At 57.3% G+C, this 24,985-nt stretch carries 24 protein-coding genes; 10 read left to right on the forward strand and 14 right to left on the reverse strand.

From position 1 onward, the window contains the following. Nucleotides 1-13 precede the first annotated feature (13 nt). Nucleotides 14-682, forward strand: a complete 669-nt coding sequence (locus tag ASF69_RS14685) for a TlpA disulfide reductase family protein (protein WP_062588728.1) — start codon at nucleotides 14-16, stop codon at nucleotides 680-682. Nucleotides 683-691: 9 nt separating this feature from the next. Here the strand turns inward: ASF69_RS14685 and ASF69_RS14690 are convergent, their stop codons facing one another. The 7 genes from ASF69_RS14690 to ASF69_RS14720 all read right to left on the reverse strand — a co-directional run bounded on the left by ASF69_RS14690 (nucleotide 692) and on the right by ASF69_RS14720 (nucleotide 6,065). Next, nucleotides 692-1,573, reverse strand: coding sequence for a 3-hydroxybutyryl-CoA dehydrogenase (locus tag ASF69_RS14690; RefSeq protein ID WP_062588730.1), 882 nt, complete (start codon nucleotides 1,571-1,573; stop codon nucleotides 692-694). Between the two features lie 121 nt (nucleotides 1,574-1,694). Then, on the reverse strand, nucleotides 1,695-2,624 hold the full coding sequence (locus ASF69_RS14695) for an electron transfer flavoprotein subunit alpha/FixB family protein (protein WP_062588731.1): 930 nt from the start codon (nucleotides 2,622-2,624) through the stop codon (nucleotides 1,695-1,697). 23 nt (nucleotides 2,625-2,647) lie between these two features. Continuing rightward, entirely contained in the window at nucleotides 2,648-3,394 is a 747-nt protein-coding gene (locus ASF69_RS14700) for an electron transfer flavoprotein subunit beta/FixA family protein (RefSeq protein ID WP_062588733.1), read from the reverse strand. Nucleotides 3,395-3,623: 229 nt separating this feature from the next. Continuing rightward, a complete protein-coding gene (locus ASF69_RS14705; RefSeq protein WP_062588735.1) occupies nucleotides 3,624-4,349 on the reverse strand; it encodes a rhomboid family intramembrane serine protease in 726 nt (241 codons plus the stop codon). 20 nt (nucleotides 4,350-4,369) lie between these two features. After that, entirely contained in the window at nucleotides 4,370-4,957 is a 588-nt protein-coding gene (locus tag ASF69_RS14710; protein WP_062588738.1) for a cob(I)yrinic acid a,c-diamide adenosyltransferase, read from the reverse strand. Between the two features lie 15 nt (nucleotides 4,958-4,972). Next, nucleotides 4,973-5,170: a twin transmembrane helix small protein gene (locus ASF69_RS14715; RefSeq protein ID WP_062588741.1), complete on the reverse strand. Its 198-nt coding sequence runs from the start codon at nucleotides 5,168-5,170 to the stop codon at nucleotides 4,973-4,975. Nucleotides 5,171-5,231: 61 nt separating this feature from the next. Continuing rightward, complete coding sequence (locus ASF69_RS14720; RefSeq protein WP_062588742.1) at nucleotides 5,232-6,065, reverse strand: SDR family oxidoreductase; 834 nt, start codon at nucleotides 6,063-6,065, stop codon at nucleotides 5,232-5,234. Between the two features lie 184 nt (nucleotides 6,066-6,249). Between ASF69_RS14720 and ASF69_RS14725 the strand changes: the two genes are divergently transcribed. Then, on the forward strand, nucleotides 6,250-7,158 hold the full coding sequence (locus ASF69_RS14725; protein WP_062588744.1) for a YihY/virulence factor BrkB family protein: 909 nt from the start codon (nucleotides 6,250-6,252) through the stop codon (nucleotides 7,156-7,158). Here the strand turns inward: ASF69_RS14725 and gluQRS are convergent. The 5 genes from gluQRS to ASF69_RS14750 all read right to left on the reverse strand — a co-directional run bounded on the left by gluQRS (nucleotide 7,129) and on the right by ASF69_RS14750 (nucleotide 11,233). Beyond that, entirely contained in the window at nucleotides 7,129-8,010 is an 882-nt protein-coding gene (gene gluQRS, locus ASF69_RS14730) for a tRNA glutamyl-Q(34) synthetase GluQRS (RefSeq protein WP_062588746.1), read from the reverse strand. The genes ASF69_RS14725 and gluQRS overlap by 30 nt on opposite strands. 107 nt (nucleotides 8,011-8,117) lie before the next feature. Further along, a complete protein-coding gene (locus ASF69_RS14735) occupies nucleotides 8,118-9,134 on the reverse strand; it encodes a LacI family DNA-binding transcriptional regulator (RefSeq protein ID WP_062588748.1) in 1,017 nt (338 codons plus the stop codon). A gap of 64 nt (nucleotides 9,135-9,198) precedes the next feature. Beyond that, nucleotides 9,199-9,534: a hypothetical protein gene (locus ASF69_RS14740; protein WP_062588750.1), complete on the reverse strand. Its 336-nt coding sequence runs from the start codon at nucleotides 9,532-9,534 to the stop codon at nucleotides 9,199-9,201. Continuing rightward, nucleotides 9,531-10,418: an NAD(P)-dependent oxidoreductase gene (locus tag ASF69_RS14745; protein ID WP_062588751.1), complete on the reverse strand. Its 888-nt coding sequence runs from the start codon at nucleotides 10,416-10,418 to the stop codon at nucleotides 9,531-9,533. Before ASF69_RS14745 ends, ASF69_RS14740 begins: the two co-directional genes overlap by 4 nt. Before the next feature lie 59 nt (nucleotides 10,419-10,477). Continuing rightward, a complete protein-coding gene (locus ASF69_RS14750; protein ID WP_062588753.1) occupies nucleotides 10,478-11,233 on the reverse strand; it encodes an SDR family oxidoreductase in 756 nt (251 codons plus the stop codon). A 94-nt stretch (nucleotides 11,234-11,327) separates the two neighbouring features. Between ASF69_RS14750 and ASF69_RS14755 the strand changes: the two genes are divergently transcribed. From ASF69_RS14755 to ASF69_RS14765, 3 genes are read left to right on the forward strand one after another with little or no spacing between them, the layout of a single operon-like run. Continuing rightward, entirely contained in the window at nucleotides 11,328-12,275 is a 948-nt protein-coding gene (locus ASF69_RS14755) for a 2-hydroxyacid dehydrogenase (RefSeq protein ID WP_062588755.1), read from the forward strand. Next, nucleotides 12,275-13,309, forward strand: a complete 1,035-nt coding sequence (locus ASF69_RS14760) for an L-idonate 5-dehydrogenase (RefSeq protein ID WP_062588756.1) — start codon at nucleotides 12,275-12,277, stop codon at nucleotides 13,307-13,309. The genes ASF69_RS14755 and ASF69_RS14760 overlap by 1 nt, the downstream gene beginning before the upstream one ends. Before the next feature lie 28 nt (nucleotides 13,310-13,337). Further along, entirely contained in the window at nucleotides 13,338-14,228 is an 891-nt protein-coding gene (locus ASF69_RS14765) for an SMP-30/gluconolactonase/LRE family protein (protein ID WP_062588758.1), read from the forward strand. A 15-nt stretch (nucleotides 14,229-14,243) separates the two neighbouring features. On the opposite strand, the gene ASF69_RS14770 is transcribed toward ASF69_RS14765, so the two are convergent. Continuing rightward, the gene (locus ASF69_RS14770) at nucleotides 14,244-15,239 is read right to left on the reverse strand and encodes a LacI family DNA-binding transcriptional regulator (RefSeq protein WP_062588761.1); all 996 of its coding nucleotides are present in this window, start codon (nucleotides 15,237-15,239) and stop codon (nucleotides 14,244-14,246) included. 146 nt (nucleotides 15,240-15,385) lie between these two features. Between ASF69_RS14770 and ASF69_RS14775 the strand changes: the two genes are divergently transcribed. From ASF69_RS14775 to clpB, 5 genes are all read left to right on the forward strand, one after another. Then, a complete protein-coding gene (locus ASF69_RS14775; protein WP_062588763.1) occupies nucleotides 15,386-16,879 on the forward strand; it encodes a sugar ABC transporter ATP-binding protein in 1,494 nt (497 codons plus the stop codon). An 8-nt stretch (nucleotides 16,880-16,887) separates the two neighbouring features. Next, nucleotides 16,888-17,910, forward strand: a complete 1,023-nt coding sequence (locus ASF69_RS14780; protein WP_062588765.1) for an ABC transporter permease — start codon at nucleotides 16,888-16,890, stop codon at nucleotides 17,908-17,910. A gap of 27 nt (nucleotides 17,911-17,937) precedes the next feature. After that, nucleotides 17,938-19,026, forward strand: coding sequence for a substrate-binding domain-containing protein (locus tag ASF69_RS14785; RefSeq protein WP_062588767.1), 1,089 nt, complete (start codon nucleotides 17,938-17,940; stop codon nucleotides 19,024-19,026). Between the two features lie 186 nt (nucleotides 19,027-19,212). After that, the gene (locus tag ASF69_RS14790) at nucleotides 19,213-19,617 is read left to right on the forward strand and encodes a hypothetical protein (RefSeq protein WP_062588769.1); all 405 of its coding nucleotides are present in this window, start codon (nucleotides 19,213-19,215) and stop codon (nucleotides 19,615-19,617) included. A gap of 415 nt (nucleotides 19,618-20,032) precedes the next feature. Further along, nucleotides 20,033-22,651 (forward strand): ATP-dependent chaperone ClpB, encoded by a 2,619-nt coding sequence (clpB, locus tag ASF69_RS14795; protein WP_062588771.1) that lies wholly within the window; start codon nucleotides 20,033-20,035, stop codon nucleotides 22,649-22,651. Nucleotides 22,652-22,709: 58 nt separating this feature from the next. On the opposite strand, the gene ASF69_RS14800 is transcribed toward clpB, so the two are convergent. Further along, nucleotides 22,710-24,647: a M23 family metallopeptidase gene (locus ASF69_RS14800; RefSeq protein ID WP_062588793.1), complete on the reverse strand. Its 1,938-nt coding sequence runs from the start codon at nucleotides 24,645-24,647 to the stop codon at nucleotides 22,710-22,712. Between the last annotated feature and the right edge of the window lie 338 nt (nucleotides 24,648-24,985).

The following is a 24,985-nucleotide window of genomic DNA, read 5'->3' on the forward strand; positions in this document are numbered from 1 at the left end:
CCTGGAGTATTCAATGACAGAAAAAAGGCCGTTCAGGCTTCCTTCCGCCAGACTTGTTGCAATTGCTGCCATCGCCGGACTTGTTTGCGGCGCGGGCGTTGTGACGATCAGGCATATTTGGTCTGAAGGTCAGGTTCAAGGGGCTGGGGTTGCACAGGCCGGTTTATGTGAGGGTACCGCAACCCGGATCGCCTCGCTCAAGCCTCTGCTGAAAGGCCAGGTCGCAGCAATGTCGACCAATGAACGGCCTCGCATTGTACCGCTGTCATTCAAGGGGCCGGATGGCGCTGCGATGAGCGAAGCCAGTTTTACTGGCAAGACAGTGCTTCTCAATCTCTGGGCCACCTGGTGCGTTCCGTGTCGCGAGGAAATGCCCGCGCTCAACGCGCTTGAAAGAGAAAAGGGTGATGACCGCTTTGAGGTCGTCACCGTCAATATCGACACCGGCGATGACGCCAAACCTCAGACTTTCATGGGTGAATACGGCATAGACGCGCTGAAGCTTTACCGCGACAGCTCGATGGGCGTCTTCAACGCGCTCAAGAAGGAAGGACTTGCCTTCGGTTTGCCGGCAACGCTCTTGATCGATGACAAGGGATGCCTGCTTGCCTCCATGAACGGCCCGGCAGCCTGGGACAGTCCCGATGCCAAGGCGCTCGTGGATTTTGCCAAAGCGAAATAAGCGAAAGCTTTACCGTGTCGGAACAGGCGTTTCGCCACGGTAATCGTAAAAACCGCGACCAGACTTACGACCGAGCCATCCCGCTTCGACATATTTTACCAAGAGCGGGCAGGGGCGATATTTGCTGTCCGCCAAACCATCATGAAGAACCTGCATGATCGACAGGCAGGTGTCCAGACCGATGAAGTCGGCCAGCTGCAATGGTCCCATCGGGTGGTTCGCACCCAGCTTCATGGCGGTATCGATGGCTTCGACCGATCCAACGCCCTCATACAATGTGTAGATCGCCTCGTTGATCATCGGCAGAAGAATGCGGTTGACGATGAAGGCCGGGAAGTCCTCGGCAACGGTAATCGCCTTGTCGAGCGTGCGTACATATTCTTTCGCACTCTCGAAAGTCGGCTCGTCTGTGGCGATACCGCGCACCAATTCCACCAGCTTCATGACGGGCACCGGGTTCATGAAATGTATGCCCATGAACTGTTCAGGGCGGTCGGTTGCCGATGCCAGGCGGGTGATCGATAGCGAGGACGTGTTGGTTGCAAGAAGCGCTTCGGGTTTGAGGACCGGGCAGATCTGGGCATAGATCTTGCGCTTGGTTTCCTCATGTTCGGTTGCCGCTTCGATGACCAGATCCATTGCGGCGAGATCGTTGATGTCGGAAGACCCACCAATGCGAGCCAAGGCGGCCTTGCGGTCCTCGTCCTGCATCTTGCCGTTGCTGACCTGGCGGGCAAGATTGCCGTTGATCGTCGCAAGACCGGCCTCGATGCGATCCTTGGCGAGATCGTAGATATGGACCTTGTAGCCAGCGACAGCAGAAACATGCGCGATACCGCAGCCCATCTGACCGGCTCCAATAATACCGATATTCTTGATTGGCGCGGCCATGATGTGTCTCTCCTGTGGGCATGTGCTGGAATGCGTCGCAACTTTTGCGGATGTTACGCATATTACCGGAAAACAAAAGCGGCGCGTTTATAAAAACGCGCCGCTTTACCAATTGTTATGATCAGAGCGCTTTTTCGAGCTCAGGCAGGGCGTCGAATAGGTCCGCAACGAGGCCATAATCGGCAACCTGGAAGATCGGGGCCTCTTCGTCCTTGTTGATGGCGACGATGACCTTCGAATCCTTCATGCCAGCAAGGTGCTGGATGGCGCCGGAAATGCCTGCGGCGATGTATAGCTGTGGTGCAACCACCTTGCCCGTCTGGCCAACCTGCCAGTCGTTCGGGGCATAACCGGCATCGACAGCCGCGCGTGACGCGCCCACAGCTGCACCCAGCTTGTCTGCAACAGGCAGAATGACTTCCTTGAACTTCTCGGAAGAACCGAGCGCACGGCCACCCGAAATGATGATCTTTGCAGATGTCAGTTCCGGACGGTCAGACGACGCTAGGGCATCCGAGACGAAGGAGGACAATCCCGGGTTTTCAGCCGCGGCCAATGTTTCAACCGAAGCAGAGCCTCCAGCCTGCGCCGGGGCGAAGGTGGATGTGCGAACGGTGATGACCTTCTTGGCATCGCTTGCCTGCACGGTCTGGATCGCATTGCCAGCATAGATCGGGCGCTTGAAGGTATCGGCGGAGATGACTTCGATGATCTCCGATACCTGTGCGACATCAAGGAGTGCCGCGACGCGCGGCAGAACGTTCTTGGCCGATGCCGTCGCAGGCGCGATGATGACATCGTAAGCGCTGCTCAGCGACACGATCAGCGCTGCCAGTGGCTCTGCCAGCTGGTTGGCATAGGCAGCGTCGTCTGCAAGGAGCACCTTGGAAACACCGGCAAGCTTTGCGGCTTCATCGGCGGCTGGCTTGGCGTTGGATCCGGCGACCAGAACCGTCACGTCGCCACCGATCTGGGTCGCTGCGGTCAGTGTCTTTGCCGTCTGGTCGGAAAGGGTTGCGTTGTCGTGTTCTGCCAGAAGAAGAATGGCCATGTTAAAATCTCCCTTTCGCTTCCTTAGATGACGCCATCGGCTTTGAGCTTGGATACCAGTTCGGCAACCGAACCGACCTTGACGCCCGCCTTGCGGCCCGCAGGCTCTTCAGTCTTCAGAACCTTGAGGCGAGGTGCGATATCGACGCCGAAATCGGCAGGCGTCTTCTTGTCGAGCGGCTTTTTCTTTGCCTTCATGATGTTGGGCAAGGACGCATAGCGCGGCTCGTTCAAACGCAGGTCTGTCGTAACGACGGCGGGCAGCTTCAGCTCTACCGTTTGCAAACCGCCATCGACTTCACGGGTTACGGCGACCTTGCCGTCCGATGTCTCGACCTTTGATGCGAATGTACCCTGGCCCCAGCCCAGCAATGCTGCCAGCATCTGGCCGGTCTGGTTGCTGTCATCGTCGATTGCCTGCTTGCCGACAATAACGAGACCCGGCGCTTCGGCCTCCACGACACCCTTCAGAAGCTTGGCAACGGCCAGCGGTTCCACGGCTTCGTCCGTCTCGATGAGGACGGCGCGATCCGCACCCATGGCGAGCGCCGTGCGCAGCGTTTCTTCCGCCTTGGCTGGACCGATGGAGACGACGACGATCTCTTCAGCCTTGCCGGCTTCCTTGAGGCGAAGCGCTTCTTCCACGGAAATCTCGTCGAAAGGGTTCATCGACATCTTGACGTTGGCAAGCTCAACGCCGGAACCATCCGACTTCACGCGGATCTTGACGTTATAGTCCACCACACGCTTCACAGGGACAAGGATCTTCATCGATAACCTTCCTTCAACTCCTGACCATAAAGCGCAACGCTGAACGGTCCTCCTGATAATCAAGTTGCCACATGGATACGCATTTTTGCCGTAAGTTCAACGGAGCAATGCTCATGATCTCATGCGGTTCGGGGATATCTTACGTTAACGTGAACGTAAATATCAATCCTCTCTGCAATCTTCACCGAATGTCGCAGCGATGCCGTTCCGTTTGCGACACGTTGCCGTCTTACGCTTGTCCATCCTTCAACTGAACGGCCTGCGGCGTGACGATGGTCCTGTCAAAGAGCGGAACGCCCGGACGCCGCAGGAAGAAGGTCAAGGTTCCACCTGCGATAATCCCTCCGACATGCGCACCCCAGGATACGCGTTCTTCGAGTCCCAGCCAGAACATGGCGAACTGTTGAGCGATCCACAGAACCAAAGGAATGAAAGCGGGTAGGGGGACGGGAATTCGCATAAAGACCAGAACCCATATCCTGACCTTCGGATGCAGGAGCAGGTAGGCAGCAACAACGCCCGATACCGCACCGGATGCCCCGATCAGCGGTGCTTCCGAGGTGGGGGAAACGTAACCGTGGAACAGGGCGCCAGCTATGGCGCAGGCAATGTAAAACAGTGCGAAGCGTAGATGGCCGAAGGCATCTTCGACATTGTCCCCGAAAACCCAAAGAAACAGCATGTTTGAGGCGAGATGCCAGAACCCCAGATGGAGGAATGCGTAGGTGACGACGGTAACCTGATCCGGAACGATTTGCAGAACAGGGTCCAAATGCGCGTAATCGAAAACAACGGCCGGTATGAAACCCAGGCCCAGAACCGCAGCGTTTGAAACATCCAGCGATGAGAAGCTGGAGAGCAGCCATATGCACAGATTGACCGTTATGATGGCCAAAGTCATATATTGCACCTTGATGTGCTTGAGCGAATTGGCGTCGTAGATGGGGATGAACATGTAACGACGCCTTGCGATGACTAGCGGTTCTGACCGGGAACCCAGAGAATGTCGGATGTGCCGGAATTCGCGGTATTGTTTGCAAACCGTGCAGCCACGAAAAGAAAATCGGAGAGGCGGTTGATGTATTTCAACGCAGCAGGGCTGACAGTCTCGCCCTCAATCCCAGCAAGCTCGACCATCTGCCGTTCAGCGCGCCGCGAGACCGTACGGGCAAGGTGCAGATAGGCGGCAGCAGCCGTGCCGCCGGGCAGAACGAAGGACTTCAGGGGCGACAAATCTGCATTCAGCGCGTCGATTTCATGTTCCAGCCGCGTAACCTGCGTCTCGATGATCCGCAACGGTTCATAGGACAAAGCCTCGTCGGTATCGGGAGTGGCGAGATCCGCACCGAGATCGAAAAGGTCGTTTTGGATGCGAAAGAGCATGGCATCCAGTTCGACCATGTTCGTCGTGTGAAGCCTGACAATACCGATGACGGAGTTTGTTTCGTCCACGGTTCCGTAGCTCTCTACGCGCAGATCATGCTTGGGGCGTCTTGGCCCGGCAACAAGCGCGGTGGTGCCGTCGTCGCCCGTCCGGGTGTAAATCTTGTTCAACTTTACCATGGAATGTTCCGCTTCTTAACGCCCGCCGCCAGTCAGCCACAGGGTCAACATGATGAGTATGATAGCGATGGCCTGCAGCAACAGCCGCAGTTGCATGAGCTTGTTGGACTTGTTCGCATCCGTGCCCTTGAGCATGTTGAAGAGCCCGCGTATCAACACGAGCACGACCAGCCCCATGACTATGGCTGCAAGAACCGTTGTAAAACTGGACATGCGCTATCCTCTTGAATGCTCTGATTTGCGAAGCGTTGTAGCTGATTGAATCGACACAGCGCTAGTCGAACTTGCGCAGCAGACGGTAAAACACATCAGCTGGCAAAAACCGTTTGAGAATTGTCGCCTGTATCGCTGGCGTGGTGATGATGTAATGCGCCCTTGGACGACGTGCGACGAGAGCGTGCTTCAATTTTTCGTATACTGCTTCAGGCCCCAGCTTGTGCTTGTTTTTACCGGCGCTACCATCCAGTCGAGCAAGTTGACGCTTGTATTCCTTCGCGTGTGCCGAGTTTTCCACGTCGATATTGTCCTTGATGTGGGAAAGGGCGGTTGCGGTAAACCTGGATTCAATCGGTCCGGGCTCGATCATGCTGACATGTATTCCACTTCCCTGAAGCTCCATTCGCAATGTTATCCCAAGACCTTCGAGAGCAAACTTGGATGCCGTGTAGGCCCCGCGATAGCGATAGGGAACGAGACCCAGTATGGAGGAGCAATGGACGATCCGGCCATGGCCCTGCCTCCTCATGAAGGGAATGACGCGGCAGGTCAGGTCATGCCAACCGAAAAGGTTCGTTTCGAATTGCGCTCGCAGGACTTCGACAGAAAGATCCTCCACTGCGCCGGGCTGGCCATAGGCGCCATTGTTGAAAAGCGCATCGATCCGCCCGCCGGTTCGGGCGGCAACCTCATCCACCAATGCGGATATCGTTTCCGGTACGGTGTAATCCATCAAAAGGACTTCGATGCCTGCCTGTTCCAGCAGGGCCATATCCTCGGTCTGTCTGACGGTCGCAAAAACCCGCCAGCCGTCCCGATGCAGCGCTCGTGCACAATGGGCGCCGATGCCTGATGAACAGCCGGTTAAGATGATCACCGGTTTTTCGGACATGAGTGTATTTCCTTAAGGCGACAATGGTTGAAAATAGCTGCGGAATAGGCAGCATGAATTTCCGTAGTGCACAATTCTTCTTTTGAAAGTGGAACCCGTGCACGGTCTTGTGCGCTGTACAATCATGATCGACTTCCCATATCTGAGCATGGGTTGCAAACTAAATGCCGATTGAGGAGGTGACATGGTTGCCGCGTTGGACATCGTCCGAAAAGTCGCCTTCGATGCCTATTTCCATTTTGCCGAAGATGACGGCTGGGCCATGGCAAGCCATGTCGCACTCTCGATTCTGCTGGCGCTGTTTCCATTCTTGATTTTCGGTACGGCTCTTGCCGGTTTTCTTGGGGCAGACCAGTTTGCAGAAACGGCCGTGCATATCATTTTCGACACGTGGCCCGCAGCCATCGCCGCGCCGCTCGCTGCGCAGGTACAACAGGTACTCACTATTCCTCGTGGTGGCCTTCTGACGATTTCGGTGCTCGCTGCCGCCTATTTCGCGTCCAATGGCGTGGAAGCACTCAGAATTTCGCTCAACCGTGCCTATCGTGTGAGCGAAACACGCTGGTGGTACGTCACGCGCCTGCTCAGTCTTTTCTACGTCATAATAGCGGTCACCACCTTTGCTGCCATCAGCATCGTGCTGGTTGCCGTGCCTGTTGCGCTGTCCTTTGCCGAAACGCGTTTCCCGCTGCTGAAGGATTTTCTGGAGACCGTTTCCAATCTGGGCCTTTACGGCACGATCATCGTGCTTGCCGTCGGGCTGATCGCCGCGCATCTCTGGCTGCCCGCAGGCAGAAGACGCATATGGGATGTGCTGCCAGGCATCGTGCTGACGCTGTTGTTCTGGGTCATAGGAGCGGCAATCTTCGCCTATTATCTCGCCACCTTCGCCAATTATGCCGCAACCTATGCCGGTCTGGCCTCGGTCATGATCGTGCTTGTCTTTCTCTATATGGTCGGCGTCATTTTCATGCTGGGTGCAGAGGTCAATGCTGCCTTGATGAAGTATCGCATTCGGCACGTCATCAAGGTCGGCATTCACAATGGCAGCCTACGGGAAGCGCTAGACGCCGAGGAGGCGGCGGATATCTGAGGGCGTGTCGCCACGTGCGCGCAGCGCCTCCAGGGCGGTACTGCCAATACTCTTTGAAAGCTTCTTTCCGTCCTCGTCCAGAACCAATCTGTGGTGATGGTATTGCGGGGCGGGCAGGTCGAGGAGCTCCTGCAGCAGCCGATGAACGGATGTTGCCGCGAACAAATCCATACCCCGAACCACGTGAGTGACGGATTGCAGCGCATCATCCAGTACGACGGACAGATGATAGCTGGAAGGGGCGTCCGGCCGGGACAAAACGATATCTCCCCATGCGGTGGGGTCGGCTTCGACGAATGTTTCAGCCCCGCTTTCGCCTTCCTGCCAGTGCAAAGAACGTTCAATTCTGCCCACAGCTTTCGCCATGTCCAGGCGCCAGGCGTGCTGCGCGCCTGAAGAAAGAAGCTGAGCAATCTGCGCCGCAGGTCGCCCTTTATCGATCGGCGGATAGAGTGGAGCACCATCGGGATCGCGAGGCCAAACCTTTCCGTCCACTTCATATTGCCTGACGAACGCTTTTATTTCGCTGCGGCTCATGAAGGCCGGATAGGCCAGTTCTGCGTCGATCAGGCGCTGGAGTGCAAGCCGATACTCGTCGAAATGCTCGGACTGACGCCGCACGGGCTGTTCCCAGGATAGGCCCAGCCATGCAAGGTCGTCGTAGATACACCGTTCGAATTCCGGCGTGCAGCGGGCAAGATCGATGTCCTCGATGCGCAGCAGAAAACGTCCCGCCGAGGCCGCAGCCATGTCGTGATTGAGAATTGCTGAAAGAGCATGGCCAAGATGCAGCCTGCCATTGGGGCTGGGCGCAAAACGGAACACTGGCTTTTGGCGGACACGCGAGGACATATTTCGTCTTTTGCCACGATTTCCAATGCTTCGCCAAGAGACTGGCAGCCAATCGAGTCAAGGAAAGGAACCTGCTCGTGCTGGCACGGGCGGAGTCGCGCGCGTGGTCAGGGCGTTGATTGGCGACACAGCAATATGGGATTTATGGCAATGGTCGTGGCTTCTTTCTGCGTACCATCGCGCACGTCCAGAATGAGTGCAGCCGCCTGCCTTCCGATTTCCCGAGGCTTAGGGTCGATGGTGGTAAGGGAGGGAACGCAGATGCCGGCAATCTCGTAGTCACCGAAGCCTGCAACAGCGATCTGTCCGGGAACATCGATGCCGCGCCTCTGGCATTCGGTCAGTGCCCCGAAAGCGGAGAGGTCGGACACGCAGATCACGGCCTGTGTATCCGGCAGTGTTTGCAGAAGGCGCCCCATTGCATCGGCACCTTCCTTCATGGAAATGGGTGGGGTGCCGGCAGCAATCAGCCTGTCAGCTTGCAGTCCATGGCTGCGCATGGCCTCGATGAACCCGGCGCGGCGATCCGTTCCACGGGTATCGCGATCAGCATCGCCCCCGATAAAGGCGATGCGGGTAATGCCGACCGAAACAAAATGATCAACCATCGAACGTACGGCACCTGCGTTCGAGAAACCTACGACATGGCCAACGGGATTTTCGGGGAGATCCCAGGTCTCGATGACGGGTATGTCGGCATTCTCAAGAAGCCGCCGGGCACGGGGTGTGTGTCTGCCACCGGTCACGACGATCGCTTCCGGGCGGCGGCGAAGCAACTGTTCGATCAGTCGCTCCTCCTCCTGAATGTCGTAGTCCGTATAGCCCAGCAGAATCTGCAGGCCGCGTGGCTTCAACCCTTCCGACAACCCGCGTACGGTATCGGCGAAGTTGGCGTTGTTGATCGACGGTATCGTGACGGCTACGAAATCCGTCCGCTGCGAACGCAGGTTCGATGCCGTACTGTCGAAGACATATCCAAGTTTGTCCGCGGCTTCGAGGATCGCGCTGCGCGTGGCATGGCTGACGGATGTATCATGCTTGAAAGCCCGGCTGACCGTCATGGAAGAAACGCCCGCGAGGCGGGCGACATCGGCCATGGTGGGTACTTTACGGAATGGGCTCATATTCGGTTGTTACCGTTATCTTTTTCGAAAATCCAGCCTTGCTAACATAGCTCCACAGACAAGCTTACAAAGGCTCGAATTCATGCGCCGATGTGACGTGATGATGGATCGTGCCGGTGAAAAAGCGCGCCAGTACGGCTTCGGTCGCAGCTCTTGCCTCGGTGCGGACCGGGCTCGCGAGCGCTGCCTCTACAGCTTTCAGATCCGGATAGTTGATAGCCAGGATCATCGGATATTCCGGGGCTCCGTCATCGCGGCTTTCTGCGAAGGTGACACGCACCGAAAGGGCGCCGGGGAATGCCCGCCATTTTGGCAGGATTTCAGCGAGGACTGCGGCTCTGAAAGCTTCGGTCTGGCCTTGTTTGATCGTGCCGTCGAACAATGCATAGCGGGTTATCATCGGGCAAGCTCCTTGGTTGGTCCCTTGAAATATTCCATAAGCGCGGCCTGATCTTCGCCGCCCAGACCAGCGGCGGTCAGCATCCGGTGAATCTCGGCGCAGATTGCAGTCAGCGGCATGGAGGTGTTGCTGAGCCGGGCCAAATCCTGTGCGGCATTCAGGTCTTTCACCATGTTGTCGATACGGCCGGTGCGGCGATAATCACGCGCGGTGAAGCGCGGCATATATTCCTGAAGCAGGGCGCTGTCGGCCCGTCCACCCTTCAACGCCTGTGGAATCTTGGCAACGTCGACGCCAGCTGCCTCGGCAAGTGCCGTTGCCTCTGCGACCGCAAGAAAACCGAGGCCGCATAGAACTTGATTGATCATCTTGGTGGTTTGCCCCGCGCCAGGCCCGCCCATATGCGTCTGGTTGCTGGCCAGCCCACCCAGAATGGCTTGCGCTTCCTGCACGTCAGCTTCCGTGCCGCCCTGCATCAGGGTCAACTGCCCGGTTGCTGCTTTTGGAATTCCACCGGAAAGTGGGCTGTCCACCCAGCGCAAGCCGACTGCCGCACTCTCTGCCGCAAGTGACTTCGTCGACTCGGGGTCTACGGAAGACATATCGATGATGAGGGTGCCGGGGCGTGCACCTTGCGAGACACCTTCAGGGCCGAAAACGGCGGCGCGTACAATAGCAGCGGAATTGAGCGAGAGGATAATCGCTCTGGCCTTTCCTGCGGCTTCGGCGGCGGAGGATGCGGCTACAGCTCCTTTGGAAACAAGGGCGTCCACCTTCTCCCTGTCGCGATCATAGACGACGAGATGCGTTTCCGTTTCAACGAGACGTGCACCGATTGCGCCGCCCATTGCGCCTGCGCCGATCAGGGCGATCGTATCTTTCATAGCCGTTTTCCTCCTCCAGTGGCCTCCAAAGGTTGCCACGCCCCTTTTGGATGCTCAACTCACAGGGATGCGGTAATCCCGCCATCGACGTAGAGAATGTGCCCATTGACGAAGCTGGACGCGTCAGACGCAAGAAAGATGCAGGCGCCTTGCAGTTCCTCGACCTTGCCCCAACGTCCTGCCGGGGTGCGTTTCTCAAGCCATGCCGAGAAGGTCGGATCGGCAACCAGCGCGGCGTTGAGCGGCGTATCGAAATAACCGGGAGCAATGGCGTTGCAGTTCAGCCCGTGCTTTGCCCAGTCGGTTGCCATGCCCTTTGTGAGGTTTCCGACAGCGCCCTTTGTTGCTGTGTAGGGCGCAATCGACGGCCGCGCGAGACTGGTCTGAACGCTGGCGATGTTGATGATCTTGCCGCGTCCGCGACCGATCATGTGGCGCGCGACGGCTTGCCCGACATGGAAGACGCTGGCGATATTTGTCTGCAGCAGTCGCTCGAACGCGTCGGCGGGAAACTCTTCAAGGGGAGCACGGTGCTGCATTCCGGCATTGTTGACGAGAATGTCGATGGGCTTGCCGGATGCCTCATATGCGTCGACCGCTCGCCGCACGGCTTCGTGGTCCGTCGCGTCGAAAGCAAGCATGTCCGCATCGCCTATGCGCGCAGCCGCCTGGCTCAGCTTCGCCTCATCCCGACCGTTCAAAACAATCGCCGCTCCGGCGGCTTTAAGACCCTCGGCAAGTGCATATCCGATCCCCTGAGATGATCCGGTAATGAGTGCGCGTTTGTTTTTAAGGTCGAACAGGTTCGTTGCCACGGTTTTCTTCCTTCAGTTTCGCTCTCGACAAGCGTTTGTTGATTTGTATATGTTATCGATAACAATCGAAAGTCAAGCTTCGTGAGGAGAGACGATGACCAAGCCCGACATATTGCAGATTGGCCCGTATCCGGATTGGGATCAACATCCCCTCGATGCGGCGTTTACGATGCACAGGTATTTTGAGGCGTCCGAGAAATCAGATTTTCTCGCAAAGGTAGGGCCGAAAATCCGCGGGATCGCGACGCGCGGCGAACTTGGTGCCAACGCCGCCATCATCAACGCCTGCCCGGGCCTCGAAGTCATATCCGTCTATGGGGTGGGCTTTGATGCGGTCGATCTCGCACTGTGCCGGGAGCGGGGCATAAGGGTCACCAACACACCCGATGTTCTAACGGGTGACGTTGCGGATCTCGGGGTGGCAATGATGCTTGCCCAATCGCGCGGAATGATCGGCGCGGAAAACTGGGTCAGGGACGGCTCCTGGTCCACAAAAGGACTATATCCCTTGCAGCGAAGGGTCTGGGGCCGCAGGGCAGGAGTGCTCGGTCTTGGCCGCATTGGCTTCGAAATCGCCAAGCGCCTTGCTGCCTTCGGCATGGAGATCGCCTATAGCAGCACATCGCGCAAGGATCATGCGCGGGATTGGGCGTTCATCGCAGATCCTGTCGAGCTTGCTTCCCGGTCCGACTTCCTCTTCGTGAGCCTTGCTGCCTCTGCGGCAACCCGTCATATCGTGGGCAAGGAGGTCATCGAGGCGCTGGGCCCTGAGGGTATGTTGATCAATATCAGTCGTGCTTCGAATATTGATGAGGACGCGCTTCTCGACGCGCTGGAGAAGGGCAGGCTGGGTGCCGCAGCACTCGATGTGTTTGAGGGCGAGCCGAAACTTAATCCGCGCTTTCTGTCCTTGCCGAACGTGCTCCTTCAACCTCATCATGGCAGCGGGACCATTGAAACGCGCAAGGCCATGGGCCAATTGCTTCGTGATAATCTTTCGGCACATTTTGCCGGTAAACCTCTTCTCAGTCAGGTGCTCTGATGAAAGCCATCGTTATTCATGCAGCCGGTGATCTCAGGATCGAAGACCGCCCCGTGGAACAGCCAAAAGCGGGGCAGCTCAGGCTACGTCTCGCGACAGGCGGCATCTGCGGCTCTGATCTGCACTATTACAATCACGGGGGCTTTGGAGCCGTGCGGCTACGGGAGCCCATGATTCTTGGCCATGAAGTATCCGCTCATGTGGAGATGATCGGGCCCGGCGTTTCCGGTTTCGAGGTCGGCCAGCTCGTCGCCGTCTCCCCATCGCGCCCTTGCGGCCATTGCCGCTATTGCGCGGAGGGTTTGCAGAATCAGTGCCTCGATATGCGTTTTTATGGCAGTGCAATGCCGTTTCCGCATATTCAGGGCGCTTTCCGCCAAACCCTTATTGCCGATGCTTTCCAGTGTGTCGATGCCACCGGCCTGTCTGCGGGCGAGGCCGCGATGGCAGAGCCGCTGGCGGTGACCTTGCACGCCACCACCCGTGCAGGAAGCCTCCTTGGCAAAAGAGTGCTTGTTACGGGCTGTGGTCCGATAGGCGTTTTGTCGATCCTTTCGGCACGCCGGGCGGGCGCTGCTGAGATCGTTGCGACAGATCTTTCTGATTTCACGCTGTCTCTGGCAGCCAAGGTTGGAGCCGACCGTGTGATCAATACGGCCAAGGAGCCGGAAGCCCTTGCGCAATATTCGGCCAACAAGGGAAGCTTCGATGTTCTCTATGAATGCACGGGCGTTGCCGCAGCGCTTGCGGGTGCAATTCCGGCCATCAGGCCGCGTGGAATTATCCTGCAGCTTGGGCTTGGCGGCGACATGACCCTGCCGATCATGGCAATCACCGCAAAGGAGCTGGAATTGCGCGGCTCATTCCGCTTTCATGCCGAATTTGCGATCGGTGTCGAATTGATGCGCAAGGGATTGATCGATGTCAGGCCGCTTATTACGCATACGGTGCCGCTTAACGAGGCAGAATCGGGCTTCAAGCTTGCATCGGACAGAAGTCAGGCCATGAAGACACAGATAGACTTTTCGGCGTAAAGCCGGTGACTTCGGAGGATTTTCAACAATGTCGTTTTTTGAAGTCATCGATCCGGTGTTTGCCACCTATGTATTGGGCAATGCACCGCTGAAGCGTTTGGCGACCGGTTTCGACTGGGTGGAAGGGCCGGTGTGGTTCGGGGATGCCGGCTGCCTGTTGTTTTCCGATATTCCCAACAACCGCATTGTCCGGTGGAACGAAGAGGGTATTACGACATACCGCCAGCCTTCAAACTTTGCCAATGGTCATACGCGAGATCAGCAGGGGCGCTTGGTGAGCTGCGAGCATGGAACGCGCAGGGTGACCCGCACCGAATTGGATGGCAAGGTCACGGTTATCGCTGACAGCTATCAAGGCAAGCGGCTCAACAGTCCGAACGATGTCATCGTCGCAGCTGATGGCGCAATCTGGTTCACTGATCCTCACTACGGCATCATGACGGACTACGAAGGAACAAAGTCGGAGCAGGAACTGGACTGCTACGTCTACCGCGTCTCGGCGGATGGCAATATCGAGGCCGTCATTACCGATATGAAGGCACCCAACGGGCTGGCCTTCAGCCCCGATGGGAAGCGATTGTATGTCGCCGATACAGGGCGGATGTTTTCTTCTGATCCGCAGCATATCCGTGTCTTCGACATGGTGGACGGTCTGCCCGTCAACGGCCGGATTTTCCACACGATCACTGCGGGATGCGCAGATGGGATCCGTTTGGATAGCGACGGAAATCTGTGGTCTTCGGCAGCCGACGGGGTGCACTGCATTGCGCCGGATGGGCATCTGATGGGCAAGATTCTCGTGCCGGAAACGGTGTCCAACATCTGCTTTGGCGGCCACGCCAAGAACAGGCTATTCATTACAGCAACCACCAGCCTCTATTCCGTCATCCTCAATCGACGCGGAGTGCAGGTGCCCTGAGATGTAGCGCGAATGCTAGACGGTCTCGCCGTGGACAAGGCGTGTCGATACGACATTGACTGCCTGTACGGTTTCGCCCTTAAGCCGCGCGACCAGTGCTTCCGCTGCAGCTTTGCCGATGCCCGTCGTCGGCACCACCGTCGTGGTCAGGCGCTTGTCCAGAATGGACGCCGCCTCCATTCCGCCCCAACCGGCTATTCCAATATCATCCGGCACACTAAGGCCATGCGCTCGACAGAAAGCCAGCCCGCCGATCGCCATCTCATCATTGTGAAAATAGACGACGTCAAACTCGTTGCCGCGGCTGAGCAACATCTCCAGGCCGTAGTAACCCGCATAAAAGCCAGGCGCGTCGTGAAGCATTTCTGCATCCACCAATGGATGGCCCGCCTTTGCGAGGGCATCCCGAAACCCTTCAAACCGCGCCTGACCCATCACGTCGCTGCGGGCGAACGCTCCGATATAGCCCGCCTTTCGACGGCCCCGTGACAACACATGCCGTGCCATCTCCGCACCGCAATCGGCGTGGGAAAAGCCAACGGCCATATCGATAGGGCTCGTGGTCAGATCCCAGATTTCCACGACAGGCATGGATGCTGCGCGCAGAAGGTCTATCGTACCAGGCGTATGATGACTGCCGGAAAGAATGAGACCCGCCGGACGCCAGCTTACCACCTGGCGTATCCACTCTTCCTCATCGGTTGCCGAATGGTCGCTCGCGCCGATAATCAATTGATATCCGAGGCGTCCAAGCGCGCGATCCACCCCATCCAGCACGTGGCCGAACAGTCCGGATGTCAGGCGTGGCACGCACATGCCAACGAGTGTCCCCGCGTGGTCTGAACCGAAGGCGGCGGCAAGCCGGTTCGGTACGTATCCCATTTGCTCCGCAATCCCCAGGACTTTTTCCCGCGTCTGGTCAGAGAAGCCGGATCCATCTCTGAGAACTCGGCTGACCGTCATCTTGGAGACGCCAGCGGCCCGGGCGATGTCTTCCAGATTGGCTTTCATGTGTCTTTTCAATGTCCTTTTCGCACCGGCATCTAATGTACATGTTATCGATAACTTTTCTCTTGACATAGCCGGGCGTCAGAATAATTTATTTACGTTACCGGTAAAGCAGGCGCAAGATCTGTCCGGATTGGGAGGAGACAATCATGCAACAGTCCACAGACGGACTGCTGTTCGATCGCATCGTGAAAGTCTTTGGAGGCACGCAAGCCCTCAAGGGCGTTTCGCTGAAGGTCGAGCGTGGCGAAATCGTTGCCCTTCTGGGCGAAAATGGTGCTGGCAAGTCAACGCTGATCAAGGTGCTTGGTGGAATCCACCGTGCCGATGAGGGCGGCGTCTTCATTGATGGCGTTCCCTACGCTCATGAAGCCGGAAAGGCCGGTGGTCAGCAAGTTGCCTTCATCCATCAGGATCTCGGACTGATAGAGTGGATGAGCGTTGCCGAGAATATCGCGCTATCGCTAGGCTACGTGAAAAAGGGTCGTCGCATCGACTGGACCGCGACGGAGGCGGCTGCCGATAAGGCTCTTTCGCTGGTCGAGGCTGACTTTTCAGCGAAAGCCCGCGTGTCCAGCCTCACCCGCACGCAGAAATCCCTGGTTGCCATCGCACGAGCCCTTGCTGCCGATTGCGACTACCTCGTTCTTGATGAGCCGACGGCCAGTCTTCCTGCAGATGAGGTAGAGAGACTGTTTGCAGCCCTCAGCCCGCTAAAGGCACGCGGCGTCGGAATGATCTATGTCAGCCATCGCCTCGATGAGATTTTCCGGATAGCCGATCGGGTTGCCGTGCTTCGAGACGGCCAGATGGTCGGTATGCGGGCGATTGAACATACCACGCCTGAGGAGCTGGTTGGTCTCATCGTCGGGCGCAAGGCGCGCGAAATTGCCCGACCCGCAGTTCTGTCTGGCTCATCCATCCTCAAGGTGGAGGGATTGGCAACCGGCGCGGTGGGCCCGGTGAATTTTGAAATTCGCCGTGGAGAACTGCTCGGTCTCGCGGGGTTACGTGGCGCAGGCCATGAGGATGTCGGTCGCGCATTGTTCGGCCTCATTCCCCATTCGGGCAGCATCCTGTTGAACGGGATGAAGCCGGATCTGCGCAATGCTGGAGCGGCCATGCGGTCCGGCATTGGACTCGTCGCACGTGATCGCGTTGCGGAAAGTGTCGCGCCAGGCCTCACAATCCGAGAAAACGCGTTCATTAACCCGGCGGCTACCGGTCGACGCCTGATGAGTTTCCTGTCTCCCCGCGCCGAGGATGAAATCGCCCATGGGCTTGGGCGCCGCGTCGGGCTGTCGCCGAATGATCCGACCCTCGCGATAGAGGCCTTGTCCGGCGGCAATCAGCAAAAGGTCGTTGTGGGACGCTGGCTTGATTCCGGACGCCAGTTGCTGATTACGGAAGACCCCACTGCAGGTGTCGATGTCGGCGCGAAGGCTGAAATCTACCATCTGCTATTCGAGGCGCTTGCAAGTGGCATGGGCGTCCTCGTGGTGTCCACCGATTTCGAGGAGACCGCCAATATCTGCCACCGTGCGATTGTGTTCAGTCGTGGCCTGCCTGTGGCCGAACTGAGCGGCGTCGAACTTTCAACCGAATCATTGATCCAGGCCGCATCGGCCGGTGAAGCCGCCTGAGGACAGCCATGCCCGGTATTCAATCCAACGCAGTTGAACCCACCAAAGACGAGCTGAGAGGTCTTTCATTCAGCCGAAAGCTGGTTCGCCTCATTCCGACCTATGGTCTCGTGATCCTGATGTTCGGTCTGATCGTCCTTTTCTCGATCATACTGCCGACCACTTTCCCGACCTTGCTCAACGTCCGCGCCATTCTCTCCGACAAGGCGATCATCGCGATGCTGTCGCTTGCGGCCATGATTCCCATGGTTGCCGGGCGCATCGACCTGACGGTCGGCTACGGTATCGTTCTCTGGCACATTCTGGCCATCAGCTTGCAGACGCTCTACGGGCTTCCCTGGCCAGTTGCCGTTGCTATCGTTCTCGTCCTCGGCGTCCTCATCGGGGCCCTTAACGGGCTACTGGTTGAGGTTGCGCGGATCGACAGTTTCATAGCGACGCTTGGAACAGGCACGATCCTTTATGCCATTGCACTCTGGCATACCGGCGGCCGTCAGATGGTTGGTGCGCTGCCAGATGCCTTTTATGCCATCAATGGCACCTTCGTCGCAGGGCTGCCAATCACCGCCATCTATGTCCTTGTCATCACGCTGTTGCTCTGGATCGCGCTCGAATACACGCCGATCGGCCGGTATCTCTATGCGATTGGCGCCAATCAAAGGGCAGCAGAGCTCAATGGCATTCCAACGCGCAAATTCGTTATCGGCGCATTTGTCGCGTCCGGCCTGATGACCGCGCTTGCGGGTGTGCTTCTGGCGTCCAAGCTGCGTATCGGGCAGGCATCCGTCGGCCTTGAATTTCTCTTGCCCGCACTTGTGGGTGCCTTTCTCGGCTCCACAACCATCAAGCCCGGACGCGTCAATGTCTGGGGCACAATCGTCGGCGTGATGATCCTCGCCGTTGGCATATCCGGCATCCAGCAGTTCGGCGGCAGTTTCTGGGTTGAACCGCTGTTTAACGGCACGACCTTGCTGATCGCAATTGGCATTGCCGGATATGCGCAGAGGAAAAAAGGCGCGAAGTCTAAATAGTTCGTTCAGCTACATCGGGAGGAAACCATGCTGAAAAGAGCACTAGCCGTATCGATCCTGGCACTGGCGGCCGCCATGCCAGCCCACGCCGACGCGATTTCTGACGCGATGGCGCAGGTCCAGAAATATGCAGGTGAGAAAACGACCTGGGATGGGCCGACCAGCGGTCCGGTCGCCGCGACGGGCAAGAAAATCGTCGTGTTGGCTGCCGACATGAAAAACGGCGGCATCCTGGGGGTGACGAATGGCATACAAGAGGCTGCGGCCAAGATCGGTTGGCAGGTGACGGTTCTGGATGGCGCTGGTTCCGTGCAGAGCCGTGCCGGAGCGTTCGGGCAGGCATTTGCGCTGAAGCCTGATGGCATCATCATCAACGGCTTCGATGCGGTCGAGCAGCAGGCTGCGTTGAAGCAGGCTTGCGATGCCGGCATTCCGATGGTGAGCTGGCACGCAGGTCCGGTGATTGGGCCTGACCCGGCCAATTGCCTTTTCGCCAATGTTTCCACCGATGCCATGGAAGTCTCCGCCGCTGCCGCGAAATGGGCCTTTGCTGACGCAGGTGGAAAGCCGGGTGTCGTGATCTTCACCGACTCGACCTATGCCATCGCCATTGCCAAGGCCGACAAGATAAAAGAAACAATCGAAAAGCTCGGCGGAACGGTGCTCGAATATGTGGATACGCCAATTGCGGACACCTCGAACCGTATGCCAACGCTAACGACCTCGCTGTTGCAAAAGTATGGTACGAAATGGACTCATACGCTGGCAATCAATGATATCTATTTCGACTTCATGGGGCCGAGCCTCGCCGCAGCCGGTATCGCGGGCGATGGGGCGCCCAAGGCGGTCGCTGCCGGTGACGGATCGGAATCGGCCTATCAGCGCATTCGCTCAGGCCAATACCAATCGGTGACGGTGGCAGAGCCCCTGAACCTGCAGGGTTGGCAGCTTGTAGACGAATTGAACCGAGCAGTCAGCAAGGCGAAATGGTCCGGCTATACGTCACCACTGCACGTGGTCACCAAGGCCAATATCAGCTCCGACGGTGGCGACAAGAATATCTTTGATCCCGGCAATGGCTACCGGGTTCAGTATGCGAAGATCTGGGGCAAATAGGCCGATGCCTTCAAATGGCTGGCGCGGATCTTATCTGCGCCAGCCGTTTTCTCTTTCTTCATCTACATTCACACGGCTCCTGTGGTCCCGGTCCCTCTGCTTCGTACGGTATCGGGCGATGAATCTCTGGAACCGCCGCAAGCGCGCGGTGTTTCCTCCGCACATTCATCATGCGAAGGAACTGCAATGCCCGATATCAAATCCCCCGCCGTACAATCGCTGGAGAGTGAACAGAGCGAACCTCGCGTCGATCAGGATGATCTCCGCGATGGTTTGGAAGACACGTTTCCTGCCTCCGACCCAGTCTCGGCCACCGGCACGACAACATCCGGCGCAGGTGCTGACGCAGCAGAGCCCGTTGCCAAATCGGATGCACCACGAGTGGACGAGGCCCTGGAATCCATCCTCGCTCATCGAAATGATCCCTACAGCGGACCTAAGGAAAACATTGTTGCGGTCAGGCAAGAGGTTTCAAGCCTGGGCTACAGAACCGCAGACGACCTTCGCCGTCGTGTGCGAGAAAACCCCATGCGAGCTTTGGGCCTTGGAGCCATTTTCGGCTATCTGGTCGCAACGACGCTGACGCGTTGAACCTTGAAAAAGCGACTGGCGAAAACAATCTTTTTCGCCGGTTGCTGCCGCATCTCCAGCTCTCATGGACTTGCCGAGCAATGGGGCACCATTCCCGCATCCGCGCAAGAGCGGTGCCTTATAACAATCTAGTTTTGATAAAATACATCTTCGGCGAGAAGCCGACATTTTCTGACAAAAAATGCTATTAAAAATCTATCGGGCCGCTCCGGGTCCTCTTTAAACCAGCAAAACTCCATACCATATCAAGTTCATCAGAATGCCATGTCAGACACGAGCTCTGACCTGTCATTCAAGGCGATACTGGCATGATTGAGTGTCGGTCGTCGCAGCGGGGCTTGCCGCTTCAGGGAGCCTCAACCCCAGCAATCCAAACTGTGCCGAGATCGGGCAGGGCGGTAAGAGGAGTTTGATTATGAACATTGAGAAATATTCCGAACGAGTTCGCGGTTTTCTGCAATCTGCCCAGACCTATGCGTTGAATGAAAACCACCAGCAATTTGCGGCTGAGCATGTCTTGAAAGTGCTGCTGGATGACGACCAGGGCATGGCTGCGGCCCTTATGGAGCGTGCGGGCGGCAATGCAAAGGAAGCGCGCCTTGCCAATGATGCCGCCTTGGCGAAGTTGCCAAAGGTTTCCGGCGGCAATGGTGGCCTTTCGCTGACAGGACCGCTGGCCAAGGTATTTTCAACTGCCGAAGATCTTTCAAAGAAGGCCGGCGACAGTTTCGTCACGGTGGAGCGTCTGCTTCAGGCCATGGCGATTGAAACCTCTGCCTCGACCTCCGCCTCGCTCAAGAAGGCAGGCGTAACCGCTCAGGCGCTCAACCAGGTCATCAATGATATCCGCAAGGGTCGTACCGCCGATAGCGCCAATGCCGAACAGGGCTTTGATGCGTTGAAGAAGTATGCGCGTGACCTGACGGCGGAAGCGCAGGACGGCAAGCTGGATCCGGTCATCGGCCGTGACGACGAAATTCGTCGCACCATTCAGGTTCTGTCGCGCCGTACCAAGAACAATCCCGTACTGATCGGTGAACCTGGCGTCGGCAAAACGGCGATCGCAGAAGGCCTTGCCCTGCGCATCATCAATGGTGACGTACCGGAAAGCCTGAAAGACAAGAAGTTGATGGCGCTCGACATGGGCGCGCTGATTGCCGGTGCGAAGTACCGGGGTGAGTTCGAAGAGCGCCTAAAGGCTGTCCTGAACGAAGTTCAGGCGGAAGTCGGTGGCATCATTCTCTTCATCGACGAAATGCATACGCTTGTCGGCGCTGGCAAGGCAGATGGAGCAATGGACGCGTCCAACCTGTTGAAGCCCGCTCTTGCCCGTGGTGAGTTGCATTGCGTTGGCGCAACCACGCTGGACGAGTACCGTAAGCATGTCGAAAAGGACCCTGCTCTGGCGCGTCGGTTCCAGCCCGTTCTGGTTAACGAGCCCACAGTCGAAGACACGATTTCAATTCTGCGTGGCTTGAAGGAGAAGTATGAGCAGCACCACAAGGTGCGCATCGCGGACTCCGCACTCGTGGCTGCTGCCATGCTGTCCAACCGCTACATAACCGACCGTTTCCTGCCCGACAAAGCCATCGATCTTATGGACGAGGCTGCGTCGCGCCTGCGCATGCAGGTGGACAGCAAGCCGGAAGAACTGGATGAGCTTGATCGTCGCATCATCCAGCTCAAGATCGAGCGTGAAGCATTGAAGCAGGAAACCGATGCGTCTTCTGCGGATCGGCTGAAGAAGCTCGAGGATGAGCTTGCTGATACGGAAGAAAAGGCAGATGCGCTGACGGCACGCTGGCAGGCAGAAAAGCAGAAGCTTGGCCATGCGGCGGACCTGAAGAAGCAGCTCGACGAAGCCCGCAACGAGTTGGCGACCGCCCAGCGTAATGGTCAGTTCCAGCGCGCAGGCGAGTTGACCTATGGCATCATTCCCGGGCTGGAAAAGGAGCTTGCTGCGGCGGAAGCACGCGACAGCAGCGGCGCTGCCTCCATGGTGCAGGAAGTGGTGTCGGCGGACAACATTGCCCATGTCGTATCAAGATGGACTGGTATTCCGGTGGATCGCATGCTCGAAGGCCAGCGCGAGAAGCTGCTGCGCATGGAAGATGAGCTTGCCAGATCCGTCGTCGGCCAGGGCGAAGCGGTGCAGGCAGTGTCAAAAGCAGTCAGGCGCGCCCGCGCTGGTCTGCAGGATCCGAACCGACCGATTGGCTCCTTCATCTTCCTCGGCCCGACCGGCGTCGGCAAGACAGAACTGACCAAGGCTTTGGCGAGGTTTCTGTTCGACGATGAAACGGCAATGGTGCGCCTCGACATGTCGGAATACATGGAGAAGCATTCAGTCGCCCGGCTGATCGGCGCGCCTCCTGGCTATGTCGGTTACGAGGAAGGCGGTGCGTTGACGGAAGCCGTGCGTCGTCGCCCCTATCAGGTCGTCCTGTTCGACGAGATCGAAAAAGCGCATCCGGATGTCTTCAACATTCTGCTGCAGGTGCTGGATGATGGCCGTTTGACCGACGGTCAGGGCCGTACCGTCGATTTCAAGAACACCATCATCATCATGACCTCGAACCTCGGTTCCGAGTTTCTGACGCAGATGGGCGACAATGACGATGTGGATTCTGTCCGCGAGTTGGTGATGGAACGGGTCCGGGGACACTTCCGGCCTGAGTTCCTCAACCGTATCGACGACATCATCCTGTTCCATCGCCTGCATCGCAATGAAATGGGTGCCATTGTCGATATCCAGTTGCAGCGTCTTCTCTCGCTGCTCAGCGATCGCAAGATCGAGTTGGAACTCGATGAAGATGCCCGTATCTGGCTTGCCGACAAGGGGTACGATCCCGCCTATGGCGCTCGTCCGCTGAAGCGCATCATCCAGAAAAGCGTTCAGGACCGTCTTGCCGAGATGATCCTGGGCGGTGAAATTCCGGATGGTTCGCGCGTCAAGGTCACATCGGGCTCCGATAGGCTACTGTTCAAGGTCAAGCCGTTGCGACCAGACATCGAAACCGCTGACGCAGCATGATAAAACGAAAAAGGGCTCCTGCGAGGGAGCCCTTTTTTCTTTGCGAACGAAAAAATGTTTAGCGACTTGCGACCTGGTCCGGCTTGCTTTCAATGTTCAGCAAAGTGTCGATGCGCCGTCTTTCGTCAGAAAATCTGGCCAGCGCCACGCCCGAAAGGGACTTCCCACCCGGGAGGCGCACCTTCATTGCATCGACCTTCGTGCCGTTGACGATCAACTCGTAATGCAGGTGAGCGCCGGTCGATAGGCCAGTCGATCCGACATAACCGATAACCTGACCCTGTGTGACGCGAGCGCCCTCGGTCACACCCTTGGCAATCGCATTCTGGTGATTATAAGAAGATACATAGCCATTCGCGTGGCGGATCAGCGTTTGATTGCCGTAGCCGGATGCCCATCCAGCCTTCTCGACTACGCCATTACCGGTGGCAATGATCGGCGTTCCCCGTGGTGCGGCCCAGTCTGTTCCCGTATGCATGCGGCTGAACCGCAAGACGGGGTGGCGGCGCATACCGAAGCCGGACGTCATGCGCCCGTTCGGCACAGGGTTTCGGATCAGGAACTGACGAATACTCTTACCCTGGCCGTCAAAATAATCGACGCTTCCATCATCGGGGTTCTGGAAGCGGTAAAAACGGGTTTCATTGTCGCCGAACTTGGCATTCACATAGAGAAGCTCGGACTGGTCGGTCGCTTTCCCATCAGGCCCCTCGACCGAGAAGAAAGCTTCCAGCGAATCCGTGGGCTTCAGCTGAGCCTGGAAATCGACGCTGCTGGCTAGAAGTTTCACGATCTGCGACACCATTGACTGGTTCATGCCGTAGGTAAGAGCCGCCCGATAGACCCCGTCATAGACGCGTGGCAGATCACGGTTCGCAGTCAAAGGCGCGTTGCTGCTGTCGAAAGCGGTGGCGACGGCATCAAGCTGAGGAGGCTCAGCCGCCTTGACGAACTGCTTGTGATCATCGGTTGCTACTGTCACGACGTGGCGTGCCTTGCGATAAAGGCTTGCGCGGACAACATCGCTTTTGTCATCACTCTGCAGAATTCCGATGCGCAGCACATCGCCGGCCTGCACTTCGGCTGATCCATTCTCTGCGCTTAGAGCGTCTGCCGTCTGCTTGGCTTGCTGCTTGGAATAACCTGCGCCAAAGAGCGCTTCTTCCATTGTCTGCGCCTGGCGAACAGGAATGACATCGTCAGCATATTCCGGTGCATCCACTGTCGCTGCCTGCGGCGTGGATACCGACATGTTCTGTTCCACCACTCGGGCTGATAGGCCAGCAGTCACATCGACGTCCTCAGTCGCCTCAAACCGACGCGGATCGATGTAATAGAGTGCGGAAAGCTGCTCATTGCCATCGGTCAGGATAGAGCCATTGGAGCGAACGGCCTCTTCCACCTCGTCGAAGCTCATTCCGCCGGCATAAGCAAATGGGCTGTTTTTCGTCGGAAAAGCCGTTGTCTTCAGGCTGACCTCCGACTCTACCTCCGATCCATAGATCGTACCCGTCTTGCTCGCTGCTGGAGAAGCATCCTCATTCGTCGCAAAAATGTTGAGCGGATCAAATGGCGGATAGTCGTCCTGATTATTGTAATTTGCGGCCAGAGCGATCTTCACGTGCGAGAATGGGACCTTGCGGACAACTTCCTTATCGCCATCGTGGATAACGGTCGACACTTCCATCACAGACCTGTCGGAAGGCCGTGCTGCAATATTTGGTGCTAGCAGTCTTGTGCCGCGCCTGACGGTTTCCGATGCATCCTGCTCCATATCGGCGCGCGCGAAAGCCTCTGCCGGGATCGCGAGCTGCTGTCGGCCATCCAGAGCCGCGAAAAGAGCGACGCCCATGAGAATGGACGATGTAATGCCAGTGAGAAATGTTCCACTAAGCCAACGCAAAGAAATCTCGCGACGGTCTGGAGCACGGCGACCCTCTGCCAGAATAGGCGGCTCTGACCCAAGCGAGCGGACCATGTCTCGATCCGTCATCATGCCTGTCGCGACCATTCGTTCATTTGATCTCCAGAAACCTTATGGCGAAGGTGTGCAACTTTAAAACACGGGAGTCAAACAGGGGAGCAATTCCCCTTACTACTCTCCCCGTGTTTCTACGTCGAAGCACTTCCTCTCCGTCCAGATATGGATATCTCATGTCGAAAACGTGGCGCGGGTTCTATTCTAATAAGGCGAGGGCACCGAACGAGCCTTCATATAAGCCGAAGGGGCGTTATTTTGGACCTGGTTTCGTGCCGACCCGAAATACCCCTGCCTAATCAGCGACTTACATAAAATCTGTATTTTTTTGGATTGGCAGTGTTGACTTGTTTGAG

This window comes from Rhizobium sp. Leaf311 (assembly GCF_001423445.1).
Classification (GTDB): Bacteria; Pseudomonadota; Alphaproteobacteria; order Rhizobiales; family Rhizobiaceae; genus Agrobacterium.